The sequence below is a fragment of the Planotetraspora silvatica genome (assembly GCF_016863315.1).
Lineage (GTDB): Bacteria > Actinomycetota > Actinomycetes > Streptosporangiales > Streptosporangiaceae > Planotetraspora > Planotetraspora silvatica.
In genome coordinates this window covers 66,517-83,593 of sequence record NZ_BOOQ01000028.1, presented here as the reverse complement: position 1 = coordinate 83,593, position 17,077 = coordinate 66,517, and the positions used below count along the sequence as shown (strand labels likewise).

Below are 17,077 nucleotides of genomic sequence, written 5' to 3'. Positions count from 1 at the left end.
GATCTCCTCTGTTCGTGATCCAGTTTGCACACGCCCCAAGGGAGATCCCACTGGTTTTCCGGCCGGCAGGGGATGCCGGGCCGCGGGAAGGGCCCGGCGGGAGCGGTTCCGCCCGCCGCCGCCGGATACTCTGGTTGATACGGTGACACCCGGTGGTTAACAGAAACAAAGCGTGATCGCGCCGGGTTGTCGCCAGGAAGACCCCAGGCCTCTAGGCTTGGATCTTCTCTCGCCATGGAGGTCCCCTCGTGCTGGTTGACTCTTTCGGTCGGATGGCGACTGATCTTCGGGTCTCGCTGACCGACAGATGCAACCTGCGGTGCACGTACTGCATGCCGCCCGAAGGCCTCGACTGGCTTCCGAAGCCCGAGCTCCTCACCGCGGATGAGATCGTCAGACTCGTCGGCATCGGCGTGGAACGTCTCGGCATCACCGAGGTCCGCTTCACCGGCGGTGAGCCGCTCCTGCGCCGAGAGCTGATCGAGATCGTCACCGCGACCGCCGCCCTCGGCCCGCGACCCCAGATCTCGCTCACGACCAACGGCATCGGCCTGGCGCGCCTCGCCGGGCCGCTCGCCGAAGCAGGGCTCGACCGCGTGAACGTCTCGCTCGACACCCTCGACCCCGAAACGTTCGTACGGCTTTCGCATCGCGACCGCCTCCGTGACGTCCTCGCCGGGCTCGCCGCGGCCGACGAGGCGGGACTCAGGCCGGTCAAGGTCAACACGGTGCTGATGCGCGGTGTCAACGAGGACGAGGCGGTGCCGCTGCTGCGTTACTGCCTCGACAAGGGGTACGAGCTGCGCTTCATCGAGCAGATGCCACTCGACGCCCAGCACGGCTGGCAGCGCGAGAACATGATCACCGCTGACGAGATCCTCGTCCGTCTCAACGCAGCCTTCGAGCTGACGGAGGACGATCCGGGCGAGCGCGGCAGCGCCCCCGCCGAGTTGTTCCTGGTCGACGGCGGACCCCGGCGAGTGGGCGTGATCGGCTCGGTCACCCGGCCGTTCTGCGGTGCCTGCGACCGCGTCCGGATCACCGCCGACGGCCAGGTGCGCAACTGCCTGTTCGCCACCGAGGAGTCGGATCTGCGCGCCGCCCTGCGCGGCGGCGCCACCGACGACGATCTGGCGGAGCGATGGATGGCCGCCGTCCGCGGGAAGAAGGCCGGGCACGGCATCGACGATCCGGCCTTCCTGCAGCCCGCCCGGCCCATGTCCGCCATCGGCGGCTGACACGGCCGGCGAGCCATGATGAGCACGACACCGGAGGGCGGCCCGGGCATCCGAGGCGGCGTCACGCCGTACGACGCCGTCATCCTGGCAGGCGGACGGGCCGAGCGCCTGGGCGGGCTGGACAAGCCCGGCGCCCTCGTCGGCGGGCGGTCACTGATCGAACGTGTGGCGTCGGCCGTCGGTGAAGCCACCCGGCTGATCGTGGTCGGCCCACCGCGCGACCTCGCGCACGAGCCGTCGCGGACGGCCGACAGGTCGCAGGCCGAGGAGGGGGCCGGGGTGAGGGCCGCTTCCCACGAGGGCCCCGAAGCCGTCGACGGAGTGGTCTTCACCAGTGAGGATCCCCCCGGGGGCGGTCCGGTCCCCGCGTTGCGCGCGGGGCTCGCGCAGGTGCGCGCACCATGGCTGGCTCTGCTCGCCGCCGACCTGCCCTTCCTCTCCGCGCACCACATCACGGCGCTGTTCCTGGCCGCGCGTGCGGGGGAGATCACCGCTGCCGCGGGAGCCGTGCTCGTCGACGACGACGGCAGGGAGCAGTGGCTCACCGGCGTGTGGCGGACGGAGGCTCTCGCGGACGCGCTGGACGGGTATCGGGGCCGGTCGTTGTACCGGTTGCTGGGCCCGCTCGAACCGGTGCGCGTACATCTTCCGGCGCCCGGCGACGGTCGCGCACCGTGGTTCGACTGCGACACGATGGACGACCTCGGCGCCGCCCGCGAGCGGGCACGTGGTGCCTAGTGGAAACAAGGCCCGGACATCCGGTGCCCGCGACGCGTCGCGGGCACCGGGAACGCCGCAACAGTCACGACGAACAGTCATCACCGAGGAGTGCGCATGAACGTGCTTGAGGAGTGGACCGCGCTTGTCTGCCGGGAGCTCGGCGTCGACCCGGCCCGGGTGGACAGGAACGCCGTGCTCGACCTGACGAGAGATGTGGCCCATGGTGTCGCGCGGCCGGCCGCGCCCCTCACCGCCTACCTGCTCGGGCTCGCGCAGGGTGCGGGGACCGCGCCCGACGGCGCCGTCGAGAGGTTGTCAAGTCTTGCGCGTGACTGGGAGAAGATGACTGCGGAAACACCCGGCGACGCGTAGCGGACGCGAGATGAAAAGTCGGCGCGAAACGGCCTGAGTGGAGGAAGGGCGACGCCGGGTGGTTACGGGGGCAAACCACCCGGCGTCGCTTTCATCGGCGTTCCGACGGGGGCCCGGAACGCCGGCACCAGCGCTCCGACGGGGGACCAGAGCGCTTGGTTATGACTCTACACCTCCGACCCATGGGTTACGTCAAGACTTTGTCACGACCCGATCTCGCGTCGATGGCGTGGTATCTCGTTTTGGTTAGATTCCGTCATGTCCGAAGGTGAAATGACGTCCTGACCTCGTTGATTGGCCCCGATAACGGCAAGGTATGGCAAAAGGACGGCGCCCGCCACGAGGATCGCCTTCACCGGCCACGGAGCCGGTACGGCGACGGCCAGGATGAGGCAGATGAGACGGATGCCCATCTTGATCAGATAGCTGATCTCGCGGCGCTTGATGTCGGCCGACAGGGAGGGCTGGGCGTCCGTCACGCTGTGCACGACAGGGGCGCCTCTGAGCCTGCGCCAAGGGTTCACGTTTCCACGGTAGACCCAGCCGGGCGCGGGTGCGTCGGCGCCTTGGCGATACGATCGCGCCCACACGAGAGGCGAGGAGCGCACGATGACGGACCGTACGTACCGGGTGACAGAGATCGTCGGAACCTCGGCGGAGAGCGTCGACCAGGCCATCCGCAACGGCGTCCGCCGGGCCTCCCAGACGCTCCGCCACCTTGACTGGTTCGAGGTGACGGAGGTGCGGGGGCAGATCGAGGACGGCGAGGTCGCCCACTTCCAGGTCGGCATGAAGGTCGGCTTCCGCCTGGAGGACGCCGGGTAGGCGCGGCCGAGGTCGTCGCGGCCGCGCCGCGCCGTCAGTTCGCCTGGCTCACCGTCGACATGTTGAAGTCCGGCACACGCACCGCCGGCATCACCGTGCGGGTGAAGTAGTCGTTCCACTCGCGGGGCAGGGTCTGCGCGCTCGCACCCACCTCGGTCACGCGTCCGAGCAGGTCGACCGGCGACTCGTTGAACCGGAAGTTGTTGACCTCGCCGACGACCTCCCCGTTCTCCACCAGGTAGACGCCGTCCCTGGTCAGGCCGGTCAGCAGCAGCGTCTGGGGGTCGACCTCTCGGATGTACCACAGGCAGGTGAGCAGCAGTCCGCGCTCGGTGGAGGCGATCATCTCCTCCAGCGAGCGGCCGCCGTCGGGGCCCGTCATGATCAGGTTGTCGATCTGCGGGGTGGCGGCCAGGCCGGTCAGCTCGGCCGAGTGCCGGGTCTGGAGCAGGTTCCGCAGCGTGCCGTCCGCGATCCAGTCCGTCGCGCCCAGTCGCATGCCGTTGTCGAAGACCGACTGCTCGCGGCTGGAGGCGTGCGCGATCTGGAACGGCGAGCACTCGATGCCCGGATACGCCGGGTCGCTGTACAGCCGCACCGGCAGCGGCGACAGCCGCTCGCCGACGCGGGTGCCGCCGCCGGTCTTGGAGAAGACCGTCCGGCCGTCGGCCGCGTCGCGCGCGCCCGCCGTCCAGTACAGATAGATCATCAGGTCGGCGACCGCCGTGGGCGGCAGGATCGTCTCGTAGCGTCCGGCCTCGAGGTCGACGCGCCGCTTGGACCATTCGAGCCGCTGCGCCAGGGTCGCGTCGAGCGCCGCCACGTCGACGTCGGTGAAGTCGCGCGTGGCCACTCCCGTCCACGCCGACCTCGACATGTCCGGGGACTTGGCGTTGAGCTCCAGCCGTCCCGTCGGCTGGTCGTGCCGCAGCCGCAGGCCGTTCGACGAGCCCACGAACGTGGACGTCAGGATGTGCTCGGCGAAGCCGTACAGCCTCCGGCCGGACGCCTCCGCGGCGGCGAACGACTCGCCGAGCGCCGGTGCGAAGTCGCGGAAGACCTCGATGGACGTCGGCTCGACCTCGCGGTCCCAGCCGTCCAGGGCGGTGCCCTCGACCAGCGGGCGCGCGTCGTCCGACGGCCGCGCGTCCCTGGCCGCGGCGTCCGCCGCGGCGACCACGTCGGCGAGCTGGTCCGGCCGTACTGCGGCGCGGGACACGACGCCCACACCCTGCCCGGCGACGGAGATGACGGTCAGCTGCGACGACCGGGCGACCCCGTTGGTCGTCAGGGTGTTGCCCGCGAAGCGCAGGTTGGCGGTGGACCCCTCGTCCACGATCACGATGCAGTCGTCGGCCTCGCTCAGCGCGAGCGCCCGCTCGACCGTCTCCTGTGGCGTCATCACTTTCCACCTTCCTGGACGGTGTTGAGGATCCGCACCCCGCGGAACAGGGCCGACGGCGCGCCGTGGCTGACCGGCGCCACCTGCCCCGGCTGGCCCTTGCCGCAGTTGAAGGCGCCGCCGAGCACGTAGGTGCCCGGGCCGCCCACGGCCTCCATCGACCGCCAGAAGTCCGTCGTCGTCGCCTGGTAGGCGACGTCGCGGAGCTGCCCGGCCAGCCGCCCGTTCTCGATCTTGTAGAACCGCTGTCCGGTGAACTGGAAGTTGTACCGCTGCATGTCGATCGACCAGCTCTTGTCGCCCAGGACGTAGATGCCGCGCTCGACCCGCGAGATGAGCTCGTCGGTGGTCGGCCCGTCCTCGGCCGGCCGCAGCGACACGTTCGCCATCCGCTGGATCGGGACGTGGCCGGGGGAGTCGGCGAACGCGCACCCGTTGGAACGGCCGAAGCCCTTCATCAGCGCCATGCGGCGGTCGAGCTGGTAGCCAACGAGCGTGCCGTCCTTGACGATGTCGAACGACTGGCCCGCGACGCCCTCGTCGTCCCATCCGACGGTGGCCAGGCCGTGCTCCTGCGTACGGTCACCGGTGATGTTCATGACCGGTGAGCCGTAGTGCAGGCTGCCCAGCTTGTCGAAGGTGGCGAACGAGGTCCCGGCGTAGGCCGCCTCGTAGCCGAGGGCCCGGTCGAGCTCGGTCGCGTGCCCGATGGACTCGTGGATCGTCAGCCACAGGTTCGAGGGGTGGACGACCAGGTCGTAGGCGCCCGCGTCGACCGACGGCGCCTTGAGCTTCTCGGCCAGCAGGTCGGGCAGCTCCGCCAGCTCCGCGGGGAAGTCCCAGCCGGTGCCCGTGAGGTACTCATACCCCCGGCCGACCGGAGGCGCGAGCGTCCGCATGTCGTCGAATCGGTCGCCGTCGGTCTTCATCGCGGTCAGCGCCGGGTGGACCCGGACGCGCTGCTGCGTGGTCACGGTGCCCGCGGTGTCGGCGTAGAACTTCTGCTCCTTGACCTGCATGAGCGAGGCCGACACGTGGTCGACCGCGCCCAGCATGCCCGAGGACCACTCGCTCAGCAGGGCGACCTTGTCGCGGAGCGGCACGTCGAAGGGGTCGACGTCGTAGGCCGACACCCAGGTGACGTCGGAGTAGGCCGGTTCGGGAGACAGCTCGACAGGCTCCCTGTTGATCGGCGCGCTCACGGCGGCCACCCGGACGGCCTCCTCGGCGGCGCGCGCGGCGGCCTCGGGGGTCAGCTCGATGCCCGACGCGAACCCCCAGGTCCCGTCCTTGATCACTCGTACGGCGAAGCCGAGGTCGTCGGCGTCGATGGAGCCCTCGAGGTTGGCGTCGAAAAGGCGCAGAGTCTCGGCGCGGACCCGTTCCAGTCGGAAGGCCGCGTGCTCGACTCCCAGGTCACGGGCGCGCTGGAGGGCCGCGTCCGCCAGACGCCGAAGCGGCAGGGCGAGAAAATCGGGATCGATCTGGCGCATGTCCACGATCCTAACCCTGTGATCTTGTGCCTAGCGGACAAGGGGATTACCCCTCGGTAGCCGATAGCGTCGGTCGCATGGCTCGCTCTGTACTCGTCACCGGTGGAAATCGTGGAATCGGCCTCGCGATCGCGCGGGAGCTCGCCGCCGCCGGAGACGCGGTGGCCGTCACCTACCGCTCCGGAGAACCGCCGGAGGGGCTCTTCGGCGTCCGCTGCGACGTGACCAGCTCCGCCGACGTCGACGCCGCCTTCGAGAAGGCCGAGGCCGAGCACGGCCCGGTGGAGGTCGTCGTCTCGAACGCGGGCATCACCAAGGACACGCTCCTGCCGATGATGAAGGAGGAGACCTTCACCGACGTCATCGACGCGAACCTCACCGGCGCCTACCGCGTCGCCAAGCGCGCCGTCCGCCCCATGCTCCGGCTGCGGCGCGGGCGGATCATCCTGATCTCCTCGGTGGTCGGTCTGCTCGGCTCCGCCGGTCAGACCAACTACGCGGCCTCCAAGGCCGGCCTGGTCGGGTTCGGCCGGTCGCTCGCCCGCGAACTGGGCTCCCGTGGCATTACGGTGAACGTCGTGGCGCCGGGGTTCGTGGAGACCGACATGACCGCCGTGCTCGAGGACGCCCAGCAGGAGGCGATCCGCAAGAGCATCCCGCTCGGGCGGCAGGCGAAGGCCGAGGAGGTCGCCCGCGTGGTGCGATTCCTGGCCAGTGAGGACGCGTCGTACATCACGGGAGCCGTCATCCCGGTGGACGGCGGCCTGGGCATGGGCCACTGAGCGGTACGCACGGCCCCCGCCGCGCGCCCGCCGGAACGACGAGAGACTGGAGCTGAACAATGGGTTTGCTGGATGGTAAGAGACTGCTGGTCACCGGCGTCCTCACCGACTCCTCCATCGCCTTCAACGTGGCGAAGCTGGCCCAGGAGGAGGGCGCCCAGGTCGTGCTGACGGGCTTCGGCCGCCTCAGCCTCGTCGAGCGCATCGCCAAGCGCCTCCCCGAGCCGCCCCCGGTGATCGAGCTGGACGTCCAGAACACCGAGCACCTGGACACCCTGGCCGACCGCGTCGGCGCGCACCTCGACGGGCTCGACGGAGTCGTGCACTCCATCGGCTTCGCCCCGCAGACCTGCCTCGGCGGGAACTTCCTCAACACCTCGTGGGAGGACGTCTCGACGGCCCTGCACGTCTCGACGTTCTCGTTCAAGTCGCTCGCCGTCGCGTGCCTGCCGCTGATGAAGGACGGCGGCGCGGTCGTCGGGCTCGACTTCGACGCGACCAAGGCCTGGCCGGTCTACGACTGGATGGGCGTGGCCAAGGCCGGCCTGGAGTCCGCCTCGCGCTATCTGGCACGCGACCTCGGCAAGCACGGCATCAGGGTCAACCTCGTCGCCGCCGGGCCGCTGCGCACGATGGCCGCCAAGAGCATCCCCGGCTTCCAGGAGTTCGAGGAGAGCTGGCCCGCCAAGGCCCCGCTCGGCTGGGACCTCGCCGACACCGCGCCGGCCGCCAAGGCGTGCCTCGCGCTGCTGTCCGACTGGTTCCCCGCCACCACCGGCGAGATCGTCCACGTCGACGGCGGCGTGCACGCGATGGGCGCCTGACCGGCGTCAGGGCGCCGGCGGGATCTCACCCGAGCCTCGCGTGATCAGCTCCACCGGCACGGTGACCGTCCGCACCTCGGTCGCCGGGTCGGCGATGCGGGCACGGAGCATGTCGATCGCCGTGCTGCCGATCGCGTCGGTGTCCTGGGCGACCACGGTCAGGTCCGGCCGCAGCAGGGTGGCGAGCTCGGAGTCGTCGAAGCCGATCAGTGCCACGTCCACCGCGTCCGCACCGAGGTGACGGAGCACTTCCACGCTGAGCTGCGCGTTGCCCGTGACGATCGCCGTCGCGGGCGCGGAGCCGCTGAGCGCCGCGCGGACGGCCTCGCGGATGCGCCCGCTCTCCACCTCGCCCGTGTGCAGCATCGTGCCGAGCGGGCCGCCGTGCGCGGCGACGCACCCCCGGAAGGCCATCGCCCGCTCGCGGGCCGTGTAGATCCGCTCGTCGTCTCCGATGTACGCGATGCGGTCGTGGCCGTGCCGTACGAGATGGCGGTAGGCCTTCTCGATGCCGGACCTGTTGTCGGACAGCACGCAGTCGACGTCGAGACCGAGCACGGGACGGTCGACGGCGACCAGTGACAGGCCGGCCGCCAGCTCGGGCACGAGATAGCGGTGGTCGTCGCCGATGGGTTCGAGCACGATGCCGTCGAACCGGCGGCGGCACATGGACTCGACCACATGCCGCTCGAGGCTCTCGTCGTCCTCCGTCGAGGCCGCCAGCACCATCAGGTCGGCGGCCCTGGCCGCACGCTCGACGGCGCGCAGGACCGGGTTGACGTGGGAGAGCTGCCGTACGGCCGCGCCGAGTGTTCCGGTGACGCCCAGGCGCAGATGACGGGCCCGCTCGTCGGGCCGATACCCGAGGTCGGCGATGGCCGCCCGGACCCGTTGAACGAGATCGGGGCCCACGGTGGGATCCTGGTTGACGACGCGTGAGACCGTCCGCAGCGCCACACCGGCCTCCCGGGCGACGTCCACCATGGTCGGTCTCCGGCTGCGGCGTCCGCCGCTCACCTTTCCCCCCATGAGCTCATCATCTGCATGATCGCCACTATCGGCCATTCCGGAAGGATTACGACTGTCGTGACCAACTTGTTGCAAGCCTCGCTCTTTGAAACCTCTGAGTAACACTCTACCTTTCGAGATAACGTTATCTCAGCTTGGCTTCGGGGAGCCCCTAACTGGCAAGGGAGGTCTGTGCTGTGCGCAGATCGATAGTATTTTGCCTGGTCACAACGCTTGCTGTGGCCGGATGCGGAGTCGGTGAGAAGCCGGCGGCGACGCCGGCGTCCGGTGGGAAGGTCGAGCTGTCCTTCCTGGTCTTCGAGACGCCCAACCTGAACGCGGCCTTCTGGGACGCGGCCATCGCGCGCGCCTCGGCCAAGGTTCCGGGCGTGACCATCAAGAAGCTCGTGACGCCCAACGTCGACCGCACCGGCTACGCCAAGCAGCTGGACGCGTCAGGCCACCTCCCCGACATCCTGCAGTCGGTCAACCCGGCGGGCTTCGCCGAGGCCGGCAAGCTCGCCGCCTTCACCGACGACGAGCTGACGAACTTCATCGCCCCCAAGGCGGGCGCGGTCGACGGCAAGATCTACCAGTTGCCGTACAACACGCAGGTCATCCCGGTGGTCTACTACAACAAGGACGCCTTCGCGAAGGCCGGCATCACCGAGACGCCGAAGACCTACAAGGACCTTCTGGACGTCAGCGCGAAGCTCAAGGCGAAGAACATCACCCCGTTCGTCGTGGGCGGCGGCGGCGCGGACACCTGGGCGGACATGTATCCGCTGACCGGGACCGTCGCCACCGACGTCTACGCCAAGACGCCCGACTTCCTGACGCAGCGCAAGGACGGCAAGGTCAAGTTCGCCGACGCCGACTTCACCAAGGCCGCGCAGAAGGTCGCCGACCTGGCCAAGCAGGGCTACATCGACCCGGCGGGCCTGAGCCGCTCCTACGCCGACACCGAGCAGGCCTTCCGCGACGGCAAGGGCGCCATGTACCCGATGGGTTCCTGGTTCGCGACCTCGGCCGACAACAACAAGCCGGGCTTCGAGATCGGCGCCTTCCCCTGGCCGTCCGACGACGGCACCCCGGTCACCCCCACCTTCACCGGCGGCGGCACCTCGGTCAGCGCCTCGGCCCCGAACGTGGACCTCGCCAAGAAGTGGGCGCTCGCGTTCGACGAGGACAAGGAGAACAACGACGCGTTCGTCAAGCTCGACGGCTCCATCCCGGCGATCAAGGGATACACCCCGCCGACGGACATGGGCCCCGTCTACCAGGCGACCGTCGCCATCTACCAGCAGGGCATGAAGGACAACTCCATCGTCAACGCCTTCTCGCAGGAGACCGGTGACGGATCGTTGCCCCCCGGCCTCGCCGACAAGTCCGCCCTGGGCGTCCAGGACCTGATCACCGGCAAGAAGTCGGCCGGGGATTTCGCGTCCTACCTTGACGACCAGTGGGCCAAGGCGACCCAGTAGGACCAGGCTCGCTTCTCATGACAGAAATTCAGCACGGCACGCGCGGCGAGGTCGACCCCGCCGCGCCCCGTCAATCACCCTCACACGGCGGTTCCCGGCAGAGGGGCGCCGCCATCCGGCGGCGCGCCTCCGCCCGCATCTGGCCCAAGCTCGGCCGGTTCGGCCTGTTCGCCCTGCCGGGGCTTGTGGCGTACGTGGTGTTCGTCCTGATCCCGATCGGCATGACGGGCTACTACAGCTTCACCAACCGCAATCCCTTCAACCCGCCGACCAAATGGGTGGGGCTGCGCAACTACGGTGACCTGCTGGGCGACCAGGAGTTCCGCCAGGCCCTGGTCAACACGGTGATCATCGCGGTGATCGTCACGGTGTTCGCCAACGTCGGCGGCCTGCTCATCGCGATGCTGCTCGACCGGCCGACCAAGCTCTACGTCGCGCTGCGCGGCATCTTCTTCACACCCGTGGTGCTCAGCGCGGTCGTGATCAGCGTCATCTGGCAGGCGGTGCTCACCGACGACGGCCTGCTGAACTCCCTGCTGCGCGGCCTCGGCGTCGACCATCCCCCCGGATGGCTGTCCGATCCCGACCTCGCCCTCTACTCGATCGCGTGGATCATCACCTGGCAGATGCTCGGCTTCTGCGTCGTGGTCTACCTGGCCGGGCTCCAGGGCGTCCCGCGCGAACTGCAGGAGGCCGCGTCGATCGACGGAGCCGGGCGGCTGGCGCGTTTCCGCAACGTCACGTGGCCCATGCTGGCCCCGGCTCTGACGATCAACACGGTGATGCTCCTGATCACGGGGTTCAAGGCGTACGACCAGATCCAGGTGATCACCAACGGCGGGCCCGGCACCGGCACGACCAGCACCATGGCCTTCCAGGTCGTGCAGACCGCCTTCAACGGCAACCACATCGGCTACTCCTCGGCGATGGCGGCGGTGATGCTCGTGCTGGTCGCGACCGTCTCGGTGATCGTCTTGAGGCTGCTGCAGCGACGCGAGGTGACGCAGTGATGGACGACCGTACGCATTCGTGGCTGCGGCCCCTGGTGGCGGTGTTCGTCGGGGCGGTGTTCTTCCTGCCGCTCTACCTCGTGGTCGTCAACGTGTTCAAGCCGGGGGCCGACATCGTGCCGCACCCGGCCGGCCTGCCCCTGCCGCCGACGCTGGACAACATCTCCGCGGTCCTGTCGAGACCCGACAACCTCTTCACGTTCGGCCTGATCAACAGCATCGCGGTGACCGCGCTGTCGATCACCATCCTGACGGTGCTGTCGGCCATGCTCGGCCACTACCTCGCCAGGTCGAAGCGCGTGCTCGCCAAGGTCGCGATGGTGACGCTGCTGTGCGGGCTGATGATCCCGGTGCCGGTGATCCTCGAGCCGATCACCGGCGTGCTGAAGACCCTGGGCCTGATGACCTCCCTGCAGGGCCTCGTCCTGGTCAACGTCGGCTACTACGTGCCGTTCGGCGTCCTGCTGTTCATGGGGTTCGTCAGGTCCGTCCCGCTGGAACTGGAGGAGGCCGCGGAACTCGACGGCGCGAGCAAGCTGCGCGTGTTCTGGCAGGTGGTCTTCCCGCTCCTGCGGCCGGCCTCGGCAAGCGTGCTGATCTTCCTCGGCGTGTGGATCTGGAACGACTTCCTGACCCCGCTCATCCTCCTCGGGCCCGACAGCGGCACCACCGTGACCGTCGGCGTCTACCGAGCGATCGGCCAGCACCAGTCGGACTTCGGCGCGGTGTTCGCCTTCATGTTCCTCGCCACGCTGCCGATCCTCGTCTTCTACCTCGCCCTGCAGAAGAACTTCGTGAAGGGCCTGACCGGAGGCGCGGTCAAGGGATAGCAGCCGCTCTCCCCGCCGCCGTTCCCCTTCCCCCTCGTCTCCACTCGAGCAAAGGCTTTTCATGCTGACGATCGACGCCGTCGAGTCCACCGAGCTCTTCGTCGGTCCCGACGACGCCCCCCGCCAGGTCCTGCGCGTGCGGACCTCGGCGATGTCGCCCACCGAGACCATCGACGTGACCGTCTCCGGCGGCGCGGCCGGCACGCTCTCCGGCGTGCCGGGCACGGGGACGCACGAGATCCCCGTGATAACCGTCGCGGCCCCGGGAAGCGTCGTGGAGATCACGGTGGAGGCGTCGGGCGGGGACGGCACGGCGTCGGCGTCGGGCACGCTCACCGTCGCGGAGCCCGGCTGGACGGTCTTCCTGGTCTCCCACTTCCACTACGACCCGGTCTGGTGGAACACCCAGGCCGGATACGCCAGCGAGTGGGACGCGCTGCCGGACGCCCAGGACGTGCGGATGAGCTTCCAGTTCACCGCCTTCCAGCTCATCGACGCGCACCTGGAACTGGCCAGGCGCGACGCCGACTACCGCTTCGTGCTCGCGGAGGTCGACTACCTCAAGCCCTACTGGGACGCCTTCCCGGAGAACCGCGAGATCCTGCGCAGGCTGGTCACCGAGGGCCGCCTGGAGATCATGGGCGGCACCTACAACGAGCCGAACACCAACCTCACCGGCGCGGAGACCACGATCCGCAACGCGGTCTACGGCGTCGGGTTCCAGCGCGACATCCTGGGCGGCGAACCGGCCACCGCCTGGCAGCTCGACGCGTTCGGGCACGACCCGCAGTTCCCCGGTCTGATGGCCGACGCCGGCCTGACCTCCAGCGCGTGGGCGCGCGGCCCCTTCCACCAGTGGGGGCCCTCGCTGGAGATGGGCACCTACGACACCCCGCACGGCGACCCGTCCGGGATGCAGTTCCGCAGCGAGTTCGAGTGGATCTCGCCGAGCGGGCGCGGGCTGCTCACCAACTTCATGGCCGCCCACTACAGCGCCGGCTGGTCGATGGACTCGGCGCAGACGCTCGCCGACGCCGAGGAGTCGGTGTACGGGCTGTTCCTGCGGATGAAGAAGGTGGCGGCGACGCGGAACGTGCTGATCCCCGTCGGCACCGACTACAGCCCGCCCAACAAGTGGCTGACCGAGATCCACCGCGACTGGAACTCCCGCTACACGTGGCCGCGCGTCGTGTGCGCGCTGCCCCGCGACTTCTTCGGAGCCGTCTCCGCCGAGCTCGCGGCCACCGGCACCCGGCTGTCGCCGCAGACACGGGACATGAACCCGGTCTACACCGGCAAGGACGTCTCCTACATCGACACCAAGCAGGCCCAGCGCGCCGCGGAGAACGAGCTGCTCGACGCGGAGAAGTTCGCCGCGCTGGCCTGCCTGACGGGTGACGCGGCATATCCCGAGGCCGCGCTGGACAAGGCCTGGCGGCAGCTCGTGTACGGCGCGCACCACGACGCGATCACCGGAACCGAGTCCGACCAGGTCTACCTCGACCTGCTGGCCGGCTGGCGGGAGGCGTTCGACCTGGCCAGGCAGGTGCACGACGCCGCGTTGCGTCATCTCGCCGCGCGCGTCGACACCAGCTCCGGGACGGGCGACCGCTCCGTCGTCGTGTTCAACGCCATGGCCTGGCCGCGCACCGACGTCGTCCGTGTCACCGTCCCCGGCCCGTTCCACGGCCTGACCGACGAGGACGGCGCCGCCGTACCCGTCGTCGTCGAGCACGCGGACGCCACGGGAGCCGAGCTGGTGTTCCTCGCGGACGTGCCCTCGGTGGGATACCGCACTTATCACCTCGCGGGCGCGGCTTCCGGAGACGCCGTGGCCTGGCGACCGCTCGCCGAGCCTGTGATCGCCAACGAGCACCATCGGCTGGCGGTCGACCCCGGGCGCGGCGGAGCCGTACGGAGCCTGGTCGACCTGGCGACCGGCCACGAGCTCATCACGCCCGGCGAGGTCGGCAACGAGATCGTCGTGTACGACGAGTACACCGAGCATCCCGTCTTCCGCGAAGGGCCCTGGCACCTGGTGCCCACGGGGGTGTCGGCCGGCTCGGCGTCCGCGCCGGCCCGCTCCGTCGTGGCCGAGCGCTCGGCTCTGGGCGAGCGCGTCACGGTCACGGGCTCGATCGGCACGCTCGGCTACACCCAGGTGATCACCTTGTGGCGCGGGGTCGACCGGGTCGACTGCAGCACCCACCTCGACGGCTTCGACGGCGAGGACAAGCTGGTACGGCTGCGTTGGCCGTCCCTCGTGGAGGGCGCGCGACCGGTCTCCGAAGTCGGCCACGCGGTCGTCGGGCGCTCGTTCGCGCATCCCGACGTCGACGCCGCCCTGCACCCCTGGACGCTCGACAACCCCGCCTACCAGTGGTTCGGCCTGAGCTCCATGGCCAGGGTCGTGCTGCGTCCCGGCGACGGCGGTCCGGTCAGGTCGCACGCCATCGGGGTCGCCGAGATCGTGGTGCCGCGCGAGAGCGACGCCGCAGACCTTGGGCGCGACCTCGCCGTCCGGCTCGCCCAGTCGGGGGTGACCGCGACCTGCACGCACGCGGAGGGCAACAGGTACGGCCTGCTGTCGTTCGACTCCAACCTCCCGGACGCCCGGATCGTGGTGGGCGGACCCGCGGACAACGAGTTCACCGCCGCCGTCCTGGCGGCCGCGGACCCCCGTTACGCCCGGGAACTGGAGCGTGCCCTGGCGGCCGGCGGCCGGGCGCTGCTCTGGATCCCCGCCGCCAGGACGGCCGGCGAGACCTTCCACCCCGAGGCCGACCTGCGGGAGCCCGGCGACCTGCCGGTCCTGGTGGTCGCGTCGGCGGGCGACGTCAGGGAGGCCGTCGCGGACCTGGTCGCCGACCTCGCCGACAGCGTGATCGAGGTGACGCAGCCGTCCGAGCTGTGCGGCGAGGAGGATCTCGACCACCGGACCGTCGCCGTGCTCAACCGGGGCGTTCCCGGCTTCGCCGTCGACACGCGGGGGCGCCTGCACCTGTCGCTCATGCGGTCGTGCACCGGGTGGCCCTCCGGCGTGTGGATCGACCCCCCGAGGCGGACCGCCCCGGACGGGAGCGGCTTCCAGCTCCAGCACTGGAGCCACACCTTCGACTACGCCGTCGCGTCCGGCGCGGGAGACTGGCGGGACGCGGGCATCGTGGCCCGGGCACACGACTTCAACCATCCGCTGCGCGCCGTCGTCGAGGAACCCCACGACGGGCGCCTGCCGTCCTCGGCCGCGCTGCTGAACGTCGAGCCGCGGGGCGGAGCCGTCCTGGCGGCGTTCAAGGCCACGGGGAACCCGACCGCGCACGGCAGGGCACGGCCGGCCGATCCACGCGAAGGCCTCACCGCCCGCCTGTACGAACCCCACGGGCGCGACGCGTCGTTCACCCTCGGCTCGCACGTGCCGTTCGCGGAGGCCGCGCTCGCCGACGTCCTGGAGGTCGAGACCGGCGAGGCCAAGACCCGCGACGGCGTCCTCCACGCCGACATCGGCCCCAGCCAGGTCGCGACCTACGTGCTGCGCACCCGGTCCGGCGATTGCGCCGAGCCCGCCGAGCACACGGCGGCGGACGGACCCGTGGAGCCCCTGGGCCTGGCGGCCGAGCCCGCCCAGCCCGTCTTCTCCCGATTCTGGCTGCACAACCGAGGGTCGGCGCCGCTCGGGTACCAGCCCATGAGCGTCCACGTCCGCGCCGCCGCCGACGATCTCCCGGCCGACGGCGCCGCGCGGCTGCGTGTGACGCTCTCCAGCGACCTGACCGACGCGGCAGCCGAGGGCGAGGTGTGCGTCGTGGTCCCCGACGGCTGGGACGCCTCCCCCCGGGACCGGCCCGTACGGCTGGCCCCGGGCGGCTGGACGGAGTTCGACGTCACCCTCACCCCGCCGCCGGACGCGGGATCCGGGCCGTGGCCTGTCGCGGTCCGGCTCGCTCACGGAGGCCAGACGCATGAGGACGTCGTCTTCGTCGACGGGCACGGCCGTCCCGCGCGAGGGGGCGACGCCGGACTCCTCGCGGTCGAGGTGCCGGAGGAGGGCTTGGAGCTCGCGCCGGGACGGCAGGGCGCGTGGACCGTGCGGCTGCGCAACCTGGCCGGCTTCGACATCCGGGGAGAGGCCCAGGTGATCAGCCCCTGGGGGACGTGGGACCTCGTCGGACCGGCCGTCCACCCGGTCTCCGTGCCCGCGGGGGCGACCGGGGAGCTCGAGATCGAGGTCGGCGTGCCGCTGGGGACGCGTCCCGGCACGTGGTGGGTCCTGGTGAAGTGCATGTGGTTCGGCCGGGTGTCGTACTCGCCCGCCGTGCCGTTGCGGGTCAGGAGCGACGGATGATCGCCGCGGTCGTGGCGGGCACGCCCATCACCGTCGAGGAGGTCGAGCGCCGCGTGCTGCGGCTGCGCGAAGGACGGCGCGGCGACCTGCTGCCTGCCGACGGCACGACGGAGGGGCGCCAACTGCGCCGCTGGGTGACGCAGGTCATGGTCGCCGAAAGGGTGGTGGCGGACGAGGCCGCCCGGCGCGGGGTCGTGGCCGCGGAGGAGCCGCCCCTGCCGCTGGACGCCGTCGCCAGACTCGAACTCGGCAGCGTCACCGCGGCCGTCCTGGCGGAGGACCCGCTCGCGCAGGCGCTCTACCGCGACATGACGGCGGACGTCACGGTCCCCGAGGCGGACGTGCTCCGCTACTACACCGCCAACCAGGACAGGTACCGGACCAGGGCCGCCCGGCTGGTCACCCACTGGCGGGACGGCCGGCCGGTCAACGGCGGCCGGTGGTACGCCGTGTCGCCGGGCGAACTGCCCGAACCGGCCGGCCATGCGGTCTTCACCGCTCCCGAGGGCTCCCGCGTGGGCCCGTTCGACGGTCACGTGTTCACCGTCGGCCCGCTCCAGGGCCGTGAGATCAGCTTCGAAAAAGTGGCCCCGGCCATCAGGGCGTCGTTGCTCGCCGCGCGGCGGCGGCGGCACTTCGCCCTGTGGGCCGACGTCACCTGTGCCCGGGCGCTCCTCATGCCCGGTTTCGAACATCCCGGGGATATCGGCCACCCGGACCACACCCACCGCCACTGAGAGGCCCCCC

At 70.5% G+C, this 17,077-nt stretch carries 15 protein-coding genes; 11 read left to right on the top strand and 4 right to left on the bottom strand.

Annotation, left to right across the window (positions count from 1 at the left end; translation table 11 throughout):
- The first annotated feature begins 248 nt into the window (after window positions 1-248).
- The 3 genes from moaA (at window position 249) to Psi02_RS21875 (ending at window position 2,330) form a co-directional block, all read left to right on the top strand.
- The gene (moaA, locus tag Psi02_RS21885; protein ID WP_203976992.1) at window positions 249-1,238 is read left to right on the top strand and encodes a GTP 3',8-cyclase MoaA; all 990 of its coding nucleotides are present in this window, start codon (window positions 249-251) and stop codon (window positions 1,236-1,238) included.
- Window positions 1,239-1,256: 18 nt separating this feature from the next.
- On the top strand, window positions 1,257-1,976 hold the full coding sequence (gene mobA / locus Psi02_RS21880) for a molybdenum cofactor guanylyltransferase (protein WP_203976990.1): 720 nt from the start codon (window positions 1,257-1,259) through the stop codon (window positions 1,974-1,976).
- A 96-nt stretch (window positions 1,977-2,072) separates the two neighbouring features.
- Window positions 2,073-2,330: a DUF6457 domain-containing protein gene (locus Psi02_RS21875; RefSeq protein WP_203976988.1), complete on the top strand. Its 258-nt coding sequence runs from the start codon at window positions 2,073-2,075 to the stop codon at window positions 2,328-2,330.
- A 203-nt stretch (window positions 2,331-2,533) separates the two neighbouring features.
- Here Psi02_RS21875 and Psi02_RS40160 read toward each other — a convergent pair whose 3' ends face one another.
- Window positions 2,534-2,809: a DUF3099 domain-containing protein gene (locus Psi02_RS40160; protein ID WP_239095057.1), complete on the bottom strand. Its 276-nt coding sequence runs from the start codon at window positions 2,807-2,809 to the stop codon at window positions 2,534-2,536.
- 130 nt (window positions 2,810-2,939) lie between these two features.
- Between Psi02_RS40160 and Psi02_RS21865 the strand changes: the two genes are divergently transcribed.
- Window positions 2,940-3,155: a dodecin gene (locus Psi02_RS21865; protein WP_203956043.1), complete on the top strand. Its 216-nt coding sequence runs from the start codon at window positions 2,940-2,942 to the stop codon at window positions 3,153-3,155.
- A 34-nt stretch (window positions 3,156-3,189) separates the two neighbouring features.
- On the opposite strand, the gene Psi02_RS21860 is transcribed toward Psi02_RS21865, so the two are convergent.
- Complete coding sequence (locus tag Psi02_RS21860; protein WP_203976984.1) at window positions 3,190-4,557, bottom strand: metallopeptidase TldD-related protein; 1,368 nt, start codon at window positions 4,555-4,557, stop codon at window positions 3,190-3,192.
- Entirely contained in the window at window positions 4,557-6,050 is a 1,494-nt protein-coding gene (locus Psi02_RS21855) for a TldD/PmbA family protein (protein ID WP_203976982.1), read from the bottom strand. Before Psi02_RS21855 ends, Psi02_RS21860 begins: the two co-directional genes overlap by 1 nt.
- Window positions 6,051-6,127: 77 nt before the next feature.
- On the opposite strand from Psi02_RS21855, the gene Psi02_RS21850 reads away from it, so the two are divergent.
- Window positions 6,128-6,832 carry a beta-ketoacyl-ACP reductase gene (locus Psi02_RS21850; protein WP_203976980.1) on the top strand — a complete coding sequence of 235 codons (705 nt, stop codon included), beginning with the start codon at window positions 6,128-6,130 and terminating at the stop codon, window positions 6,830-6,832.
- A gap of 59 nt (window positions 6,833-6,891) precedes the next feature.
- Window positions 6,892-7,656: an enoyl-ACP reductase FabI gene (gene fabI / locus Psi02_RS21845; protein ID WP_203976978.1), complete on the top strand. Its 765-nt coding sequence runs from the start codon at window positions 6,892-6,894 to the stop codon at window positions 7,654-7,656.
- A 6-nt stretch (window positions 7,657-7,662) separates the two neighbouring features.
- On the opposite strand, the gene Psi02_RS21840 is transcribed toward fabI, so the two are convergent.
- The gene (locus tag Psi02_RS21840; protein WP_203976977.1) at window positions 7,663-8,640 is read right to left on the bottom strand and encodes a LacI family DNA-binding transcriptional regulator; all 978 of its coding nucleotides are present in this window, start codon (window positions 8,638-8,640) and stop codon (window positions 7,663-7,665) included.
- 263 nt (window positions 8,641-8,903) lie between these two features.
- Here Psi02_RS21840 and Psi02_RS21835 point away from each other — a divergent pair, with 263 nt between their 5' ends.
- The 5 genes from Psi02_RS21835 (at window position 8,904) to Psi02_RS21815 (ending at window position 17,067) form a co-directional block, all read left to right on the top strand.
- Entirely contained in the window at window positions 8,904-10,148 is a 1,245-nt protein-coding gene (locus Psi02_RS21835; RefSeq protein WP_203976975.1) for an ABC transporter substrate-binding protein, read from the top strand.
- Window positions 10,149-10,165: 17 nt separating this feature from the next.
- Window positions 10,166-11,158 carry a carbohydrate ABC transporter permease gene (locus tag Psi02_RS21830; protein ID WP_203976973.1) on the top strand — a complete coding sequence of 331 codons (993 nt, stop codon included), beginning with the start codon at window positions 10,166-10,168 and terminating at the stop codon, window positions 11,156-11,158.
- Window positions 11,158-11,988, top strand: a complete 831-nt coding sequence (locus Psi02_RS21825; RefSeq protein ID WP_203976971.1) for a carbohydrate ABC transporter permease — start codon at window positions 11,158-11,160, stop codon at window positions 11,986-11,988. Before Psi02_RS21830 ends, Psi02_RS21825 begins: the two co-directional genes overlap by 1 nt.
- Window positions 11,989-12,049: 61 nt before the next feature.
- On the top strand, window positions 12,050-16,330 hold the full coding sequence (locus Psi02_RS21820; RefSeq protein WP_203976969.1) for a glycoside hydrolase family 38 N-terminal domain-containing protein: 4,281 nt from the start codon (window positions 12,050-12,052) through the stop codon (window positions 16,328-16,330).
- The gene (locus Psi02_RS21815) at window positions 16,327-17,067 is read left to right on the top strand and encodes a DUF7158 domain-containing protein (protein ID WP_203976967.1); all 741 of its coding nucleotides are present in this window, start codon (window positions 16,327-16,329) and stop codon (window positions 17,065-17,067) included. Before Psi02_RS21820 ends, Psi02_RS21815 begins: the two co-directional genes overlap by 4 nt.
- The last annotated feature ends 10 nt before the right edge of the window (window positions 17,068-17,077 follow it).

What these genes read in the sequence shown, in the direction of transcription:
- Psi02_RS21820 (WP_203976969.1), top strand. Translation starts at nt 12,050, where the DNA reads ATGCTGACGATCGACGCCGTCGAGTCCACCGAGCTCTTCGTCGGTCCC.
- fabI (WP_203976978.1), top strand. Translation starts at nt 6,892, where the DNA reads ATGGGTTTGCTGGATGGTAAGAGACTGCTGGTCACCGGCGTCCTCACC.
- Psi02_RS21860 (WP_203976984.1), bottom strand. Translation starts at nt 4,557, where the DNA reads ATGACGCCACAGGAGACGGTCGAGCGGGCGCTCGCGCTGAGCGAGGCC.
- Psi02_RS21850 (WP_203976980.1), top strand. Translation starts at nt 6,128, where the DNA reads ATGGCTCGCTCTGTACTCGTCACCGGTGGAAATCGTGGAATCGGCCTC.
- Psi02_RS21815 (WP_203976967.1), top strand. Translation starts at nt 16,327, where the DNA reads ATGATCGCCGCGGTCGTGGCGGGCACGCCCATCACCGTCGAGGAGGTC.
- Psi02_RS21840 (WP_203976977.1), bottom strand. Translation starts at nt 8,640, where the DNA reads ATGGTGGACGTCGCCCGGGAGGCCGGTGTGGCGCTGCGGACGGTCTCA.
- Psi02_RS21830 (WP_203976973.1), top strand. Translation starts at nt 10,166, where the DNA reads ATGACAGAAATTCAGCACGGCACGCGCGGCGAGGTCGACCCCGCCGCG.
- Psi02_RS21825 (WP_203976971.1), top strand. Translation starts at nt 11,158, where the DNA reads ATGGACGACCGTACGCATTCGTGGCTGCGGCCCCTGGTGGCGGTGTTC.
- Psi02_RS21875 (WP_203976988.1), top strand. Translation starts at nt 2,073, where the DNA reads ATGAACGTGCTTGAGGAGTGGACCGCGCTTGTCTGCCGGGAGCTCGGC.
- Psi02_RS21865 (WP_203956043.1), top strand. Translation starts at nt 2,940, where the DNA reads ATGACGGACCGTACGTACCGGGTGACAGAGATCGTCGGAACCTCGGCG.
- Psi02_RS21855 (WP_203976982.1), bottom strand. Translation starts at nt 6,050, where the DNA reads ATGCGCCAGATCGATCCCGATTTTCTCGCCCTGCCGCTTCGGCGTCTG.
- mobA (WP_203976990.1), top strand. Translation starts at nt 1,257, where the DNA reads ATGAGCACGACACCGGAGGGCGGCCCGGGCATCCGAGGCGGCGTCACG.